This is a genomic window from Sporomusa malonica (genome assembly GCF_900176355.1).
GTDB classification, from domain to species: domain Bacteria; phylum Bacillota; class Negativicutes; order Sporomusales; family Sporomusaceae; genus Sporomusa; species Sporomusa malonica.
The window spans coordinates 98,374-115,132 of record NZ_FWXI01000001.1; the positions used below are offsets into that span (position 1 = coordinate 98,374).

Sequence of the window (16,759 nt, forward strand, 5' to 3'; positions counted from 1 at the left end):
GTTGTTATTATGGCCAATTTCTTTATTAACCGCCCTATTTTCGCCATCGTTTTGTCGATTATTATTACCTTATTGGGCACAACTGCCGCCTTTACTCTGCCGGTAGCACAGTACCCGCAAATTTCGCCACCAACAATTTCAGTAAGCACTACATACCAAGGGGCTAATGCAGATGTTGTTGATCAAACTGTAGCCCAGGTCATTGAAGAACAGGTAAATGGTGTCGAGGACATGGTTTATATGTCTTCCACCAGTACAGATTCCGGTTCTTATTCATTGAATATACAGTTTGAAACAGAAAAAAATTCTGATACGGCATCAGTACAAGCACAGAACCGAGTAGCGCAGGCCAATGCATCTTTACCCAGTACGGTGCAAACAACTGGTGTTACAACCCGCAAATCCTCGCAGGATATGTCGCTTATTTTTACCCTCTGGTCGCCCAATGACAATTATGATGCTAATTTCTTAAAAAACTATGGTAGTATTTATCTGATTGATGATATCAAACGGGTCAGCGGTGTTGGCGAAGTAACGGCATTTGGCTCGGATTACAGCATGCGGATCTGGCTGCAGCCAGAAAAGATGGCGCAATTATCGATTTCAGTCGGTGAAGTGACTTCAGCGATTGAATCACAAAATATTCAGGCGGCTGCAGGTGCTTTTGGTAAAATGCCTACGGCGTCTGATCAGCAATTCCAGTATACAGCCAAGGTAAAAGGCCGCCTCACTGATCAGAAAGAGTTTGAAAATATTATAGTTCGTTCGAAAGCAGACGGTTCATTTGTTCGGATTAAGGATATCGCTCGGGTGGAGTTGGGCAGTAAGGAATATAATTTTAACGGCTTGCTGAATAATCATGTGGCAGGTGGGTTTGCCGTTAAGCTAACCAGTGATGCCAATGCCTTAGAGACGATTAGCAATGTAAAAAAGGTGCTGGAAAAATCGTCGAAGAATTTTCCCGGCGATATGGAATATAAACTTGTGGTTGATAATACTGAATTCGTACGCGAATCAATGGTGGAGGTAGTTAAAACCTTTGCCGAAGCACTACTGCTTGTTGTAATTGTGGTGTTTGTGTTCCTGCAGAGCTGGCGGGCCACGTTGATTCCTTTGCTGGCAATTCCGGTATCCTTGCTGGGCACCTTTGCTGCTTTTAGTACACTAGGCTTTACTATCAACACACTTACGTTATTTGCGATGGTACTGGCCATAGGGCTTGTTGTTGATGATGCGATTGTTGTTATAGAGGCAGTCGAGCATCATATGCGGTATTCTAGCCTTTCCCCCCTTGAGGCCACCAAGCGAGCAATGAGTGAGGTGTCCGGCCCAGTAATTGCCATTGCGTTTGTACTGGCGTCAGTATTTATCCCAGTTGCTTTTTTGGATGGTACTACGGGAATTTTGTACAAGCAATTTGCATTAACCATTGTGGTATCGATGGCTTTGTCGGCTATTGTTGCTTTATCACTTACGCCGGCCCTGTGTGTATTGCTGCTTAAACCCCATGATCCACAGGCGCACAGTGGTTTATTGGCTAGATTTTTCAGCGCTTTCAATAATTGGTTTGAAAGAAGTATTGTGCGGTATGGCAGCGGGCTCTGCAAACTTATTCCTAAAGCCCGACTGTGCCTAGTTTTATTGGCAGTCTTACTCATCTTGACCGGTGGGTTATATAAAATGGTACCGTCTTCCTTTGTGCCAGAGGAAGATCAGGGCTACTATATAACGGCTATCACTTTGCCGGAAGCGTCCAGCCTGAACCGAACCATTGATGTGATGAGGCAATTTACCGAAAAAGTAAGTGCTCAGTCCGGCGTTCACAATATCATGGCGCTATCAGGATTGGATATAATGGGGGGCGGTACTAAGACGAATGCTGGAGCTATGTTTGTTACCCTGGATTCCTGGGACAAGCGGCAAATGCCCCAATTACAGCTAAAAGCTCAAATAGGTCAGACTTTCACGAGTGGAGCTCAGTTTCCTGAAGCCACGGCGATTGCGTTTGCTCCGCCTAGTTTACCAGGGTTGGGAACGGTCGGCGGCTTTTCTCTGATGCTGCAAGATCGGAGCGGCGGTTCACTGAATGATTTGGACAGTATGGCCCAAAAGTTCGTGGCGGCTGCGAAAGAGCGTCCGGAGATTGCCTCGGTTATGTCTACCTTTAAAACCAATACCCCGAGCTATGAATTTGAGGTAGACCGAGAGAAGGCCGAACAACTTGGTGTAGCTGTTGATGACGTATTCACGGCGTTGCAGGTATTCCTGGGCGGTACTGAGGTAAATGATTTTAATAAATTTGGTCGTTCCTACAAGGTTACGGTGCAGGCAGAAAATTCATTTCGTGGTGATGTGAACGCGACGCGGTTCCTTAATGTAAAAAGTTCTAATGATACAATGGTGCCATTGAATACTCTGCTTAAACCGAAAAAGATTAACGCACCAACGATCATTACTCGGTTTAATGGGGTGAAAGCTGTTCAAATCAGCGGTACACCGGCCTCTGGGTACAGCTCCGGTCAGGCCATGACTGCCCTGGAAGAAGTGGCAGAGCAAACCTTATCTAATGGTTATACCTATGAGTGGTCTGGGCAAAGTCGTGAGGAAAAACTTTCCGGATCGCGGACGCCGATTGTGTTTGGTATGGCGATTATCTTTGTCTTTTTGTGTCTGGCTGCTCTCTATGAAAGCTGGAGTGTTCCTTTTGCGGTATTGCTAACAGTACCAACTGGTGTTTTTGGAGCCTTCCTCTTCCAGTATGTGCGGAATTTGGAAAATAGCGTATATATGCAAATCGGGTTAATCATGCTCATTGGTCTGGCTGCGAAGAATGCAATATTAATAGTTGAGTTCGCCAAAGTCAGGGTTGACCAGGGAATGAATCCAGTTCAAGCTGCCATTGAAGCGGCAAAAACCCGTCTGCGTCCGATCATTATGACATCACTCGCCTTTATTATTGGCTGCATTCCATTAGCGATAGCCACTGGTGCCGGTGCCGGTGCCAGAAATTCTATGGGAACAGCAGTTGTTGGCGGTATGTTTACAGCGACAGCGATGGGAATATTCTTAATCCCTGTTCTTTTTGTTGTGGTAGAAATTATAACAGAAAAGGTTACTAGCTGGCGTAAAGGTGGAAGCAAGTCTGTAAATGTACATTAAGTTATTTGGGAAAAAGCCTCTTTACCAGATAACTTGCAGAAAATATATAATAAAATGAAATTTCCATGTAGGTATAGCAGGAATTTTCAAGATAGTGAAGAAACAGTATAGAAAAGATTTCCAATTAATGAGGCGATGCAGCCTTTCAGGCAGGTAAAACTGCTTGAAAGGTTTTTTTATTCTCAATATAAATCTTTGCATGGCATATTGAAGCCAGCAGTTTTGTCAGTAGGCCATGAAAAGATTTATTTTATATAGTAAAGCATTATTTGAAATGGGGGGAAAGCATGAAAAAGTTAAGTTATCTGATGGTGCTGGTGTTACTGGTCATGGTTCTGGGCGGCTGTGGCAGCAGCAAACCGGCAGAGCAAGCCAGCAAAAAGGTACCCAATGATGTTTTGGTTGTCGGTATGTCTCTGGATTTGGCAACTTTAGATCCGGCTGCAACAATGGACAATGCTTCTTGGAAAATTACCTATCCCTGTTATGACCGTCTTGTCCAATATAAAACCAATAATGGTAAAAGCAGCACTGAGGTTGAACCAATGGCAGCAGAATCCTGGTCGGTAAGCCCTGATGGCAAGGAGTGGATATTTAAACTCCGTAAAAATATTAAATTTCATGATGGCAGCCCACTGACGGCACAGGCGGTAAAGTTCAGTTTCGATAGGGTCATGAAAATTAAGAAAGGACCTGCCGACTATTTCCCGACACTGAAAGCAGTGGAAGTTGTTGATGATTATACAGTAAAATTTGTAATGGAAAAACCCTTTCCGCCGTTTTTATATACGCTGGCAACAAACGCGGCCAGCATCATCAATCCCAAGGTTATGGCACATGAAAAGAACGGCGATTTAGCTTCCGGTTATCTTGTCGATCATACCATGGGCAGCGGCGCTTACGATCTGAAGGAGTGGAATCTGGGCCAGAATATTAAGCTCCAGGCAGTGAATGACTATTGGGGCGGCGCGCCTGCACTGAAGACGGTACTCATCCAGTTTATTAAAGATCCATCGGCTCAGCGCCTGCAACTGGAAAATGGCGATATCGACATTGCGGAGAGTATTCCCACTGAACAACTCGATCAGTTGAAAACCAAACCGGATCTCCAGATTGTTGAAAGTCCCAGTCTGCTGGTCAGTTATGTGTATCTGAACAACAAGAAGGCGCCGCTTGATAATGTCAAGGTCCGGCAGGCCCTAAACTATGCCATTGATCATAATGCCATCATCCAGGGAGCGATCAAAGGCAAAGGCATTCAATTGAAAGGACCAATTCCCGAAGGATTGTGGGGATATGATCCCAATGCAAAAGGATATAACCTTAACATTGAAAAAGGCAAACAACTTCTGGCAGAGGCCGGTTTTGCTCAGGGGCTGACGTTGAAGCTACTTTATTCCGATTACAAGAGCTTCTGGGAAAGTGAGGCTTTGCTGCTGCAGGACAATCTGGCGAAAATTGGGGTAAAAGTTGAACTGGAAAAAATAGCATGGGCTACGTTAAGAGACAAGGTGGATCGGGCTGATTACGATCTGTGTCTTGGAGCCTGGAGCCCGGATTACGCCGATCCCCAGATGTTCATGACATATTGGTACGACTCCCGGATGTTCGGTCTGGCCGGTAACCGGGCATTTTATAAAAACGATGCGGTAGACGCACTGCTGCGTGAGGCCGAACAGATCAGTGACCAGGGGGCACGCACCAAGCTCTACCAGCAAGCTCAGGCGATTGTCCTGGAAGAGGCTCCGTATATTTTACTGTTCCAGAGCAACAGTATGGTCGCCATGCGCAAAAACGTGCAGGGCTACGTGTACAACCCTATGTTGGAATCCATGTACAACTTTGAAAGCATGAAGAAGAACTGATAGTAGTATGAGTGTTTGGGGATATGGATATGTTGCGGCATATCCATATCTGCGCTTTGGAGGGAGAAGATGTTTGTTTTACGCTACTTAATTAAACGTTTACCTCATTTGCTGGTAGTATTTCTGGGGGTATCTATCATTACCTTTGCCATATCCCATGTGATTCCGGGCGATCCGGCGCGGATGCTGGTGGGACAGCGGGCGAGCCAGGAAACGCTGGAAAAGGTTAGGGTAGAGCTGGGGCTGGATAAACCTGTCCCTATTCAATATCTCCGGTATATGACAGATTTGCTACAGGGGGATATGGGCACCTCCATTCGTACTCAGCAACCGATTGCCAAGGAGCTAAAGAAGTATTTTCCGGCTACGCTGGAGCTTACGCTGGTTAGCATGCTGCTTGCTTTGGTTTTCGGGATCTTGCTGGGGGTAGCTGCCGCTGTCCGGCGTGACCGGTGGGTTGACCATATAAGCCGTATTATTTCCCTCATCGGCGTTTCCACTCCCTTATTCTGGTCCGGTCTGGTGGTCATGATTATCTTTTATAAATGGCTGCAATGGTTTCCGGCTTCCGGGCGGCTGGACTCCTTCATCAGTCCACCGGCCTATGTAACCGGGATGTATATTATTGATGGCATATTGGCAGGCAATTGGCAGGTAGTGGTGAGCGCTGCCGAGCATCTGGTGCTGCCTGCCAGTTGTCTGGCTTATATCCAACTGGCGGTTATCGCGCGGCAGGTGCGCTCCAGCATGATCGATGCGTTGGCGCAGGACTATATTCGTACAGCCAGAGCCTGTGGTCTTGCTGAATGGAAGATTATTTATCAGTATGCATTGAAAAATGCCTTATTGCCGACAGTGACGGTAGCCGGGTTAATTCTCGGCGAATTGCTGGGTGGCGCTATTATTACCGAAACTATTTTCGGTTGGCCCGGTATGGGGAAATATGTCGTGGACTCAGTGGCTTTTCTTGATTTTCCCGCCATCATGGGGTTTACGCTGGTGGTTTCTGTCGGGTATGTTCTGATCAATCTGTTGGTTGATTTGCTATACCGGGTGCTTGACCCTCAGATCAGGGAGGCCGACTAATATGATGAGTGCCTGCAAAACATTTGCTATTTTACGTCGCAATTCCTTGACCCTCATGGGTTCAATTATTGTGTTACTGATGCTGGTCATTGGTCTTGGTGCGCCGGTGATTGCTCCCTACGATCCTGTTGCTATCGATGTGCCGGCCAGATTACAGCCACCCGGGGCGCAGCACTGGTTCGGCACTGACGAAATGGGGCGGGATATCCTGAGCCGGGTGATTTACGGCTGCCGAATATCGGTACAAGTTGGTCTGGCTATTGTTGTCATTGCGGCGGTGACCGGAACGATCATCGGCAGTGCTGCTGGCTATCAGGGCGGCAAAACAGATCAGGCTGTCATGGCGTTGACTGATATTGTCTTGTCCTTTCCCTCCATGGTTTTAGCCATGGCGTTGGCGGCCGCACTCGGCCCCAGCTTGTTTAATACTATGCTGGCTGTAGCAGTTGTGAAGATTCCTGTTTACATTCGTTTGGTGCGGGGACAGGTATTGTCATTGAAAGAACGGCAATATGTCCGGGCCGCGCGTACCTTTGGCGCCACGCCGCTGTGGATCATTCCCCGGCATATTATTCCAAACTGTATTGCTCCTGTACTGATTCAGATGACGCTCGGCATTGGGGAAGCCATTTTGACTGCGGCGTCGCTGAGCTTTATCGGGCTGGGCGCCCAGCCGCCGACTCCTGAATGGGGTGCCATGATCAGCACGGCCCGTTCGTATGCGATTGATCAGTGGTGGTATGCCGGTTTTCCCGGAGTGGCTATCTTCATTACTGTTGTAGGGTTTAATTTGCTGGGCGACGGGATTCGTGACATATTGGACCCGCGGGCCAAAAACTAATCAGGGAGAATGCACATGGAGAATTCAGTACTGTCTATCTGTGATCTCGCGGTCGATCTCACTATTGGTCGCGAGAAAGCGCGGGTTTTGCATGAGGTATCGTTAACGGTGACTGGTGGCGAAATTCTGGGTCTGGTTGGCGAGTCCGGCTCCGGCAAGTCGATTACGGCGGCGGCTATTATGCAACTTCTGCCAGGCGGGAAAGCAGCTATTACCGGCGGAAGCATTAGTTTCCGCGGTCAGGAATTGACGCGGAAAACGCCGGCAGAAATGAGGAAAATTAGGGGTAAAGAGATGGCAATGATCTTTCAGGAGCCCATGACCAGCCTGAATCCGGTGTTTACCATTGGCCGACAGCTGACCGATGTGATCATGACACATCAGGATATGAGTAAAAGGCAGGCCGAAGCACATGCGACAGCCATGCTGGAAGCTGTTCACATTCGGGAGCCAGAACGCATTTTACGGAGTTATCCTCACGAGTTGAGTGGCGGGATGCGGCAGCGGGTCATGATTGCCATTGCGTTGTCATGCTCGCCGGCGCTCTTAATCGCCGACGAGCCGACCACTGCGCTTGATGTTACCATTCAGGCGCAGATATTACGGCTGCTGCAGGAGGCTGTCAAACAAACCGGCGCTGCCGTAATTTTTATTTCCCATGACCTGGGCGTGGTTTCGCAAATCTGTGACCGGGTGGCGGTCATGTATGCCGGCGAGGTTGTGGAATGTGGCGGGACGGCTCAATTATTGCACACACCCCGGCACCCCTATACCCAAGCGCTGCTTGCTGCTATTCCAGACTTTTCCACAATGGCCGGACAACTGTCAGCCATTCCCGGAACGGTTCCGGATGTGCGCAGTATTTTGCCAGGCTGCCGGTTTCAGCCGCGTTGTTCCTGTACCCAGGATATTTGTACAGGCAAGAAACCGGAGAATATAACCGTGCGGGCCGGACATACTGTTCGCTGCTGGTTGGTAGCAGAGGAGGAAGCTGGAGATGCAGCCGTTGCTAAAACTGGATGCTGTTGAAAAACATTTTGTAAAGAAAACATATCTGGGCAAAGAAAGTATCTTCCGGGCGGTCGACGGGGTAACACTTGCTGTCAATAAAGGCGATACCCTTGGCATTGTCGGGGAATCCGGCTGCGGGAAAAGTACGCTGGCCAATTTGATCGTCCGTTTGGAAGAGCCTACAGGCGGGCGGATCTTTCTGGAGGGGGTAGAAATATCTCATCTGCCGGAAGCCAGGCTGCGACCTTTACGTCCGCGCATACAGATTATTTTTCAGGATCCTTACTCTTCCCTAAATCCGCGAATGAATGTTGAACAAATCATTACCGAGCCGATGCGTGTTCTGGGAAAATGGACTCAGGACGACATGCGCGGCAAAGCGGTATCACTGCTAAACCTTGTCGGACTGACCAGTGATCATTTGCGCAGGTACCCGCATGAATTCAGTGGCGGACAGCGTCAGCGGCTGTCTATTGCGCGGGCTTTAACGACTGAACCGGAAATATTGATTCTGGATGAGCCAACATCGGCTCTGGACGTATCGGTACAGGCACAGGTTTTGAATCTGTTGCAGCAGTTGCAAAAAAAGCTGGGATTGACTTATGTTTTTATATCCCATAATTTGGCAGTGGTAAAATATGTAGCCAATCGCGCGGCAGTCATGTACCTGGGTAAGATCCTTGAAACAGGCAAGGCTGATGACATCATGCTCAATCCGGTTCATCCGTACACCCAGGAGTTAATCAGTGCTGTACCTGCCATCGGCAAACCTTTAGCCTCAAATCGTCCGGATTGCGGGAACGAAAGCAATAAAAAACAGGTAAGTTCCGGTTGTTTGTACCGCTTACGGTGCAGGCAGGCGTCCAGTGTTTGCAGTCAGGTTATGCCTGAGCTTCAGGATTGCGGTCCCGATCATCAGGTTGCTTGTTGGGAGGTTGGAAGAAATGCGTAAATTACGGGAGAATCTGGTTGCATCCTTGCAAGGGGGCGGCGTTCCGGTAGGGCGGGTAGCTGTCTGTTATCAAAGCCAAAAAGCATTGGCCCAAACCATAGCCGGTTTGCTGCCTTATCCCACACTGTTAATCAACAGCCTGGCCAGTTTTAACGAAGAATCCGGTCTGGATGGTGTTAGTCACGCCATTGAACTGTACGAGCCAGAGGCACCCGGATATGATCTGTGCCGCCGGCAACGCAACCGGATGCAAAGCGCCGGTTGCCGGATCGTGTCCTTGTTTGACTGGCGTGATGACTATTTGCAGGATGACTTCTGGGGTATCACCGATTATAATATTCTGGCGCAGCAACTGGAGATAATAAAACGGGAACTTAGTAAAGTGGATTCCTTCCATATTACATCTGAATTAGGTACCGACATCACTTTTTCGGTCAGAGGGCGTTCCTGGATTATTGCCAATGGCTTTTGCCGCAATGACGGGCTGGCGCAGATGCCTGACGGAGAGATTTATACCTGTCCTGTTGAGGATACCTTTACGGGAGTTATCGTCATTGATGGTACTGTCAGCCGTTCCTGGCTGCCCCGGGAGCCACAGCGCCTTGAATTTAAGTGTGGCAAACTTGTTGATTGTTCACCGCAGTTTGCAGAATATATTAAGCCGCACGGTCCGGACATTTATCTCATCGGCGAATTCGCCCTTGGGCTCAACCCGGACCACCGACAGGTCGTTCGCAATATTTCCGTCGATGAGAAAGCTGCAGGCACTGTGCATTTTGCTCTTGGTGACAGCTATAATCTGGGGAAGAACAAGTGTATTTGTCATGTCGATATGGTAGTTCGCAATCCCCGTATTGAAACCACACCTTATGTTAAGTTGCCTTATTTTGAAAGCAATGCGTGAAGTGAAGCAGCGCATACCATGATGCCTGAAGCCGCGGGAAAATGGTATGCGCCAAATAAAACTAGCTAGTGGGTGAAGGCTTTGCAACTAGGGGAAAAAATACGGAATCTGCGCAAGGAACAAAAGTGCACTATCGAGCAGCTTGCTCAGATGGCAGACCTGAGCTCCGGTTTGATCAGCCAAATGGAACGGGATATTATTGTACCCTCAGTATGGTCGCTCTGGAAGGTAGCAAAGGCATTGAATGTTCATATTAACTACTTTTTTGACGAGTATGAGATGGATAATCCGGTTGTTCGCAAAGATGAGAGAAAAAAAATCATCCTGCCTAAATCCAATGTTACTTATGAATTGCTGAGTCCCCATTTAAACAGAAAGATGGAATTCTTACTGATAAAAATCGAGCCAGGAATGGAAAATTTTGATGAGCTAATTTGCCATGAGGGTGAGGAATGCGGCTATATGCTGCAAGGAATCATGAAAATTCGCTGGGGCAGTAAAGAATATATCCTGCATGAAGGGGACAGTATTTATCTGGACAGCACCGTGCCACACCGCTTTATCAATATCGGCGATGTGACCGCAATTTCCATATGGACCATGACGCCGCCGACTTTCTAATGACCCACACTCCTTTTCTTTACGCTTCCAGCGCCTGCGCTAAATCTGCGATAATATCATCAACATCTTCTATGCCTACCGACAAACGCAGCAGACAATCACTGATGCCTAACCGCTGAAGGATTTCGGCTGGAATATCGGCATGGGTTTGCACCGCCGGGAAGGTAATTAAGGATTCGACACCGCCTAAGCTTTCGGCAAATTGGAGAATTTTTACTTTACGCAGCACTTGTTCAGGCAGACGAGGATGATCTACGACAAAAGACAGCATGCCGCCGTAGCCTGTGGCCTGGGCGTCCTGTATTTCTTTGCCTGGATGATCTGGCAGTCCCGGGTAATAAACTTTGGTAACGCTTGGATGAGAGGTAAGCCATTTGGCGACAGCCAGCGCGTTTTCTTCATGCTGGCGTAATCTAAGGGCCAGGGTTTTCAGGCCGCGCAGCAGCAGCCAACTGTCCTGCGGCCCAAGAACAGCGCCAACAGCATTCTGGACAAAGCCAATTCTTTCACAGAGAGCAGCATCTTTGGCTACAACAAGGCCACAGATGACATCGTTATGGCCTGATAAATATTTGGAACCGCTGTGAACTACTATGTCAGCGCCAAGGGGTAGAGGACGTTGAAAATAGGGAGACAAAAAGGTGTTGTCAACAATAACATGAATGGGAGTTTCACTGCTTTTCCGGGCGAGAGCAACAATGGCTTTTATATCAGCGATTTTCATCAGTGGATTTGTCGGAGTTTCAAGCAGAATGGCTTTGGTTGCTGGCAGAATTGCCTGTTGTACTTGGGTGATGTCGCCGGTATCGACAAAAGTAGCAGTGAGGCCAAACTGGGTAAATATTTTGTCCAGAATACGGTATGTCCCGCCATAACAGTCTTCTGTTATGATGATGTGATCGCCAGGACGATAAAGCATAAGTATGGACGTAATGGCCGCCATGCCAGAGGCAAAGGCAAAGCCGGCGTGGCCTTCTTCAAGATTCGCTACAGCTTCTTCTACTGCTTTACGGGTTGGATTTTGACTACGGGAATAGTCATAGCCTGTGCTCCGGCCAAGCTCAGGGTGACGGAAGGTAGCTGTCTGGTAAATAGGAGTGCTGATGGCACCTGTTGTTTTGTCAGTAACCAGACCGGCTTGAACGACTTTAGTTGCAAATTTCATAATGATCATCTCCTCGTATAATAATGGCAGACAAAAAGCAGCTCTTCCACAAGAAGAGCTGCTTATATACGCTGATAACTCATCTTCCGGATTGCTCCGCTGGATTTAGCACCTTGCGTAAACGCTGGTTGCTGGGTATCATAGGGCCAGTCCCTCTACCACTCTTGATAAGTTTGTATTCAATTATTGGATATCATTTTGTCATAATTATTAACATTTGTCAATATACATTTGGTCGTGGTGGATTATGTTCTTCTTATTGACGCCAGTTCGAAAACCATATATCATAATTTCAAAAGGAAACATCTGTTTTGGGGAATATAGGAGGCCGTGATACTATGACTGATGTGACAGATATTCAGGCGTTAATCAAAAAAGCCGAAACAACCCATGAACTTTCTAAGAGTGAAATTGTTACGCTATTAACAGATAATCAATATGTAGATGAGTTTTTTGCGGCCGCGGATCGGGTGCGGCGAAAATATGTGGGTGATGAAGTCCACCTGCGCGGCCTGATTGAGTTTTCGAATATTTGTAAACAGAACTGCCTATATTGTGGACTTAGGCGTGATAATAAAAAGGTAGATCGTTACCGGCTGGACACTGATACTATTCTTGATTTTGCCGTCAAAGCTAAATCCTACGGCTACCGCACAGTAGTACTCCAGTCTGGTGAAGATGAATGTTTTGACGTTGATACTATGGTCAACATTATTAAGAAAATTAAAGAGCTTGGCTTAGCGATAACCCTTAGTGTGGGTGAAAAGCCCCGAGAAGTGTACCAGGCATATCGCGAAGCTGGCGCTGATCGATATCTTCTCAGAATTGAGACTACAGACAAAGGCCTTTACGAAAAATTAGATCCGGGTATGAGCTGGGATAACCGGGTGCGGTGTCTGAAGGATATCAAAGAACTGGGTTTTGAATTGGGTACAGGCTGCTTGGTCGGTATTCCGGGACAAACAATTGAGTCATTGGCTGACGATATTCTTTTCTTTAAAAAGATGGACGCTGATATGATAGGGGTAGGACCGTTTATTCCTAATCCTGATACGCCGCTTGCTGCTGAAATTGGTGGTACTTTTGAGCTAAGCACCAAAGTTATGGCGATGACCCGCCTGCTATTGCCTGATATTAATATTCCGGCGACTACGGCGATGGAATCGCTCAATCCCCAGGGCCGGGTGCTAGCGCTGCAGCGTGGCGCCAATGTGGTAATGCCTAATGTTACTGAGGGTGAGTATCGCCAAATGTATCTTTTGTATCCTGGAAAGATATGTATTAATGACACGCCAGCTCACTGCCGGTCTTGCATTACCGGCAAAATTCAGGGCATTGGTCGAAAAGTCTCTGAGACGCATGGATTCAGGGAAAAACGCGCGTAGTAGAGCAAATGGAGGAAATATCTTAATGACTAAACAGGAAACTGTGAGCATAAGCAAGCATTTTACTGAAGCCGGACTTGAGCTTATTGAGCAAGCGGTGCAAGATATTACTTTTGGCTCGCTTACTTTAGTAGTCCAAGACTCCAAAGTAATTCAAATTGAGAAGCTGGAAAAAATCCGGATTTGTGACCAACAGCCTAAAGCGGCCAGCAAAACAGTCACGCAAGTGGCAGTTGGGGCCGCTTTGCGGACACGGATTTTACAATCTGTAAGCGGCATGGAGTATGGCAAGGTTGCGATCCAAATTCAGTCTGGCCAAATTACACAGGTTGAGCGAACAGAAAAATATCGAGTAGGTAAATTTATGGGGCTTAACGGTGAAGGAATCTAAAACTGTATATTAGAGGGCTGATTGGTTATTACATTAGAGGCCGAGGACTGTTTTTTCACAACAGCCTCGGTCTTTTGGCTATTTAGAGGAGGTATTAGAGTTTTTGCAGTTGAAGAGTATACCAAATAGATTTTGACACTAAAGGTCATCATGGCGGTATAATTAAAGCATAGAAACTATAAACAAGTGAGGAATTCGGGTATGGAAAATAAGAAAACGGTATTTGACTTCGATACAATCATCCCCCGCCGGGGAACTGGCAGCAGTAAATGGGATGCGGTGGAAAAAGTATTTGGCAGTCGGGATGTGCTACCACTATGGGTCGCCGATATGGATTTTGCCACGCCCGCTGCTGTAACAACCAAGTTGCTGGAGCGGGCGCAGCATCCTATCTATGCTTATAATACACATGAGGCACCGCTCTATCAGTCATTTATTGACTGGGTCAAACATCGGCATCATTGGGAGATTGAACAAGACTGGATTTTACTGGCTCCGGGCGTTGTTCCGTCAATCATCCTGTCTATTTTAGCCTTGTCAGATCCAGGAGATGGCGTTATTATTCAACCACCAGTATATCCACCATTTTTTGCTTCCATCAAGGATAATGACCGGAAGATTGTGGAGAATCCGCTGATTGTTAAGAATGGCCGTTATGAGATTGATTTTGATGATCTGGAGCAGAAGCTGGCCGATCCCCAAAATAAGTTATTGCTGTTCTGCAGCCCGCATAATCCGGTTGGCCGGGTATGGAGCAAGGCAGAACTGGAAAAAATATATGAACTCTGCCAAAAATACCAGGTCAATATCCTGTCAGATGAAATCCACAATGATCTGGTTTACGGGGAGCAGCAGCATACTGTTTTTGCCTCACTTGGCATGCCGGTGGCTAAAGAGACTGTTACTTTTATGGCTGCCAGTAAAACATTTAATATCGCGGGGCTTAATTTCTCGTTTATCGTCGTTCCCTGCAAGCGCAGACGGGCTTTAATCAGTTCCTGGTTTGCCAAATTGCATATTAACCGCAACAATCTTTTTGGTGCAGTTGCCACCGAAACCGCCTACAGGGAAGGTGAGGCATGGCTGGATTCTTTGTTGCAGTATCTTGAGGGGAACGCTGACACTGTAGTCGAGTTTGTCCGGAACCGGCTGCCTGGTGTCAAAGTAGTCAAACCTGAGGGTACTTTTTTGGCATGGCTGGATTTTCGCGACTATTTTACCAATGCCAAAGATCTTGAAGAGTTTCTTGTACATAAAGCAAGAGTGGGACTTAATCCAGGCAAAAATTTTGGGAGCCAGGGAGAAGGCTTTGCCAGGCTAAACTTTGCTACCCAGCGCAGTGTGCTGCTGGAGGGATTAACTAGGATAGAAAAGGCGCTTCAGGCAATTAAATAGCCAACCAGGTAGTATACAAACCGATACTATGGCACAAATTAGTGCGTACTTGTGCATTGAAATCCGAAAGGATAAGATGATAATAGGGATTTATTTCCTATAAGTAAGTACAACGAGGGAGGTTTCTGGATGCCCTATTTACTGGAACCATTACAGATCGGGTCTTTAAACTTGACCAACCGCCTGGTTATGCCGCCAATGGCTACTTCCAAGGCTGCACCGGATGGTAAGATCAGCCCAGCCATCCTTGAGTATTATAATGAAAAGACAGCCGGTGGTTATCTCTCGCTGGTCATCATTGAGCACAGTTTTATACAGCAGGCAGGGAAAGCCAGTGAGAATCAGCTGTCTGTCGCTGACGACAGTGTCGTTGAAGGCTTAAAAGAACTGGCAGCCGTTATCCATCGTAATGGGGCCACAGCTGTAATGCAAATCAATCACGCCGGGAGTGCGGCAGACAAGGCAGTAACCGGTGTTACTCCGGTTGGGCCATCGGCTGTGAAGAATCCCCGTAAGGGTGGAGTGCCTCATGAGCTTACCCGGGAGGAGATTGGCGCGATTGTTGCAGACTTTGGTGCCGCAGCAGGGCGGGTAAAGGAAGCAGGCTTTGACGGCGTGGAAATCCACTCAGCGCATGGCTATTTTCTCAATCAGTTTTTCTCACCACTGACTAACAGGCGCTCTGATGAATATGGCGGAGATGTGTTAGGGCGAATCAGGATTCACCTGCAAGTTATCGAAGCTGTCCGAGCGGCTGTTGGTCAGGATTTCCCCATTCTCCTCAGGCTGGGAGCTTCTGACTATGTAGACGGAGGAACCACCGCTGCCGACAGTCAAATTGCCGCCAGGGCCTTTGCCGAAGCCAGTGTCAATGTCATTGATATTTCCGGCGGCTTCTCGGGCTATATTGTCCCGGGAAACAATGAACAGGGCTATTTCGCTCCACTCAGTACAGCGGTTAAAGAAGTTGTCTCGATCCCGGTAATACTTACCGGCGGTATTACTGAAGCACAGGCGGCAGAACAATTACTGGCAGCGGGCAAAGCAGACCTCATCGGTGTCGGCAGGGCAGTTTTTCAGGACTCCTTATGGGCGCAAAAGGCTGTTAATTTGATAAGCAGGGGGTATTCAGATGGCAACAAATGAGGTTTTAACAACAATTAAAAAGCGGCGAAGCATACGTGGTTTTAAAGAAGACCAAATAACAGATGAGGAGTTGCAGACTGTCTTGGAAGCTGGGATTTACGCCCCCAGTGCGGGGAACCAGCAACTTTGGCATTTTACAGTCATTCAAGACAAGCAATTGCTGGATCAATTAAATGTTAGTGCTAAAGCAGGTGCGGCTCAAATCGATAATGAGCATATTCAACAGATTGCAAAAAATGAAAAGTTTAATATATTCTACGGAGCTCCAACCGTAGTGCTTGTTTCCGGCAAGGAGGATGGTATGGTCATTGAAGCCGATTGTGCGGCGGCTACTCAAAATATGTTGTTAGCCGCTGAATCCATCGGTCTTGGCGCATGCTGGGTCAATCTCATTTTATTCGCCTTCAGCGGCGAGCAAGGGGAACAATATAAACAGAAGCTAGGTGTTCCGGCGGGATATAAATCATTTTCTTCGGTGGTGCTGGGCTATAAGAAAATCGAACCGGTAAATGCACCCCCCAGAAAAGAAAATGTGATAAATTATATCAAATAGCCTAGTTTTGAATATATGGCTAATGGAAACTCGAATATCATCAAATGGACATGTAAGCTGACTGCCAAAAAGCAGAGACTGCGAGTATAGAGCGTTCTACTCGCAGTCTCTGCTTTTTTGATAGTTGTTATAAAAATAAACTTCAGGAGTGATTAATGATAATTGTACTTGAACGTATTGGGTTTGGGGGCAGACCGTCCAATTTTGCATTAACGAGCAGGACATTTAAACGAACAGTAGTATATTAACTATTAATCATTATTAGAAAATCGGGAATTATTTTTA

14 protein-coding genes and 1 riboswitch are annotated in these 16,759 nt (G+C 47.2%); of the genes, 13 read left to right on the forward strand and 1 reads right to left on the reverse strand.

Features of this window, described 5'->3' with window-relative positions; genetic code table 11:
• Positions 1-9: 9 nt before the first annotated feature.
• From B9A22_RS00480 to B9A22_RS00515, 8 genes are all read left to right on the forward strand, one after another.
• Complete coding sequence (locus B9A22_RS00480) at positions 10-3,159, forward strand: efflux RND transporter permease subunit (protein WP_084573632.1); 3,150 nt, start codon at positions 10-12, stop codon at positions 3,157-3,159.
• 287 nt (positions 3,160-3,446) lie between these two features.
• Positions 3,447-5,024, forward strand: a complete 1,578-nt coding sequence (locus B9A22_RS00485) for an ABC transporter substrate-binding protein (RefSeq protein WP_084573633.1) — start codon at positions 3,447-3,449, stop codon at positions 5,022-5,024.
• A gap of 69 nt (positions 5,025-5,093) precedes the next feature.
• On the forward strand, positions 5,094-6,110 hold the full coding sequence (locus B9A22_RS00490) for an ABC transporter permease (protein ID WP_084573634.1): 1,017 nt from the start codon (positions 5,094-5,096) through the stop codon (positions 6,108-6,110).
• A 1-nt stretch (position 6,111) separates the two neighbouring features.
• Positions 6,112-6,951 (forward strand): ABC transporter permease, encoded by an 840-nt coding sequence (locus B9A22_RS00495; protein WP_139796110.1) that lies wholly within the window; start codon positions 6,112-6,114, stop codon positions 6,949-6,951.
• Between the two features lie 15 nt (positions 6,952-6,966).
• Positions 6,967-7,980, forward strand: a complete 1,014-nt coding sequence (locus B9A22_RS00500; RefSeq protein WP_084573635.1) for an ABC transporter ATP-binding protein — start codon at positions 6,967-6,969, stop codon at positions 7,978-7,980.
• Complete coding sequence (locus B9A22_RS00505) at positions 7,949-8,914, forward strand: oligopeptide/dipeptide ABC transporter ATP-binding protein (protein ID WP_084573911.1); 966 nt, start codon at positions 7,949-7,951, stop codon at positions 8,912-8,914. The genes B9A22_RS00500 and B9A22_RS00505 overlap by 32 nt, the downstream gene beginning before the upstream one ends.
• Positions 8,907-9,818 carry an aminopeptidase gene (locus tag B9A22_RS00510; RefSeq protein WP_084573636.1) on the forward strand — a complete coding sequence of 304 codons (912 nt, stop codon included), beginning with the start codon at positions 8,907-8,909 and terminating at the stop codon, positions 9,816-9,818. The genes B9A22_RS00505 and B9A22_RS00510 overlap by 8 nt, the downstream gene beginning before the upstream one ends.
• A gap of 72 nt (positions 9,819-9,890) precedes the next feature.
• Positions 9,891-10,439, forward strand: a complete 549-nt coding sequence (locus B9A22_RS00515) for a cupin domain-containing protein (protein ID WP_217805834.1) — start codon at positions 9,891-9,893, stop codon at positions 10,437-10,439.
• Positions 10,440-10,458: 19 nt separating this feature from the next.
• On the opposite strand, the gene B9A22_RS00520 is transcribed toward B9A22_RS00515, so the two are convergent.
• Positions 10,459-11,604, reverse strand: coding sequence for a trans-sulfuration enzyme family protein (locus B9A22_RS00520; RefSeq protein ID WP_084573638.1), 1,146 nt, complete (start codon positions 11,602-11,604; stop codon positions 10,459-10,461).
• Between the two features lie 76 nt (positions 11,605-11,680).
• A riboswitch (SAM riboswitch) is annotated at positions 11,681-11,778 on the reverse strand.
• A 164-nt stretch (positions 11,779-11,942) separates the two neighbouring features.
• Here B9A22_RS00520 and hydE point away from each other — a divergent pair.
• The 5 genes from hydE to B9A22_RS00545 all read left to right on the forward strand — a co-directional run bounded on the left by hydE (position 11,943) and on the right by B9A22_RS00545 (position 16,474).
• Positions 11,943-12,989 carry a [FeFe] hydrogenase H-cluster radical SAM maturase HydE gene (gene hydE / locus B9A22_RS00525; RefSeq protein WP_084573639.1) on the forward strand — a complete coding sequence of 349 codons (1,047 nt, stop codon included), beginning with the start codon at positions 11,943-11,945 and terminating at the stop codon, positions 12,987-12,989.
• A gap of 25 nt (positions 12,990-13,014) precedes the next feature.
• A complete protein-coding gene (locus B9A22_RS25760; protein WP_084573640.1) occupies positions 13,015-13,380 on the forward strand; it encodes a YezD family protein in 366 nt (121 codons plus the stop codon).
• Between the two features lie 201 nt (positions 13,381-13,581).
• Positions 13,582-14,775, forward strand: a complete 1,194-nt coding sequence (locus B9A22_RS00535) for a MalY/PatB family protein (RefSeq protein ID WP_084573641.1) — start codon at positions 13,582-13,584, stop codon at positions 14,773-14,775.
• A 129-nt stretch (positions 14,776-14,904) separates the two neighbouring features.
• Entirely contained in the window at positions 14,905-15,921 is a 1,017-nt protein-coding gene (locus B9A22_RS00540; protein WP_084573642.1) for an NADH:flavin oxidoreductase, read from the forward strand.
• Positions 15,908-16,474 carry a nitroreductase family protein gene (locus B9A22_RS00545; protein ID WP_084573643.1) on the forward strand — a complete coding sequence of 189 codons (567 nt, stop codon included), beginning with the start codon at positions 15,908-15,910 and terminating at the stop codon, positions 16,472-16,474. The genes B9A22_RS00540 and B9A22_RS00545 overlap by 14 nt, the downstream gene beginning before the upstream one ends.
• Positions 16,475-16,759 lie beyond the last annotated feature (285 nt).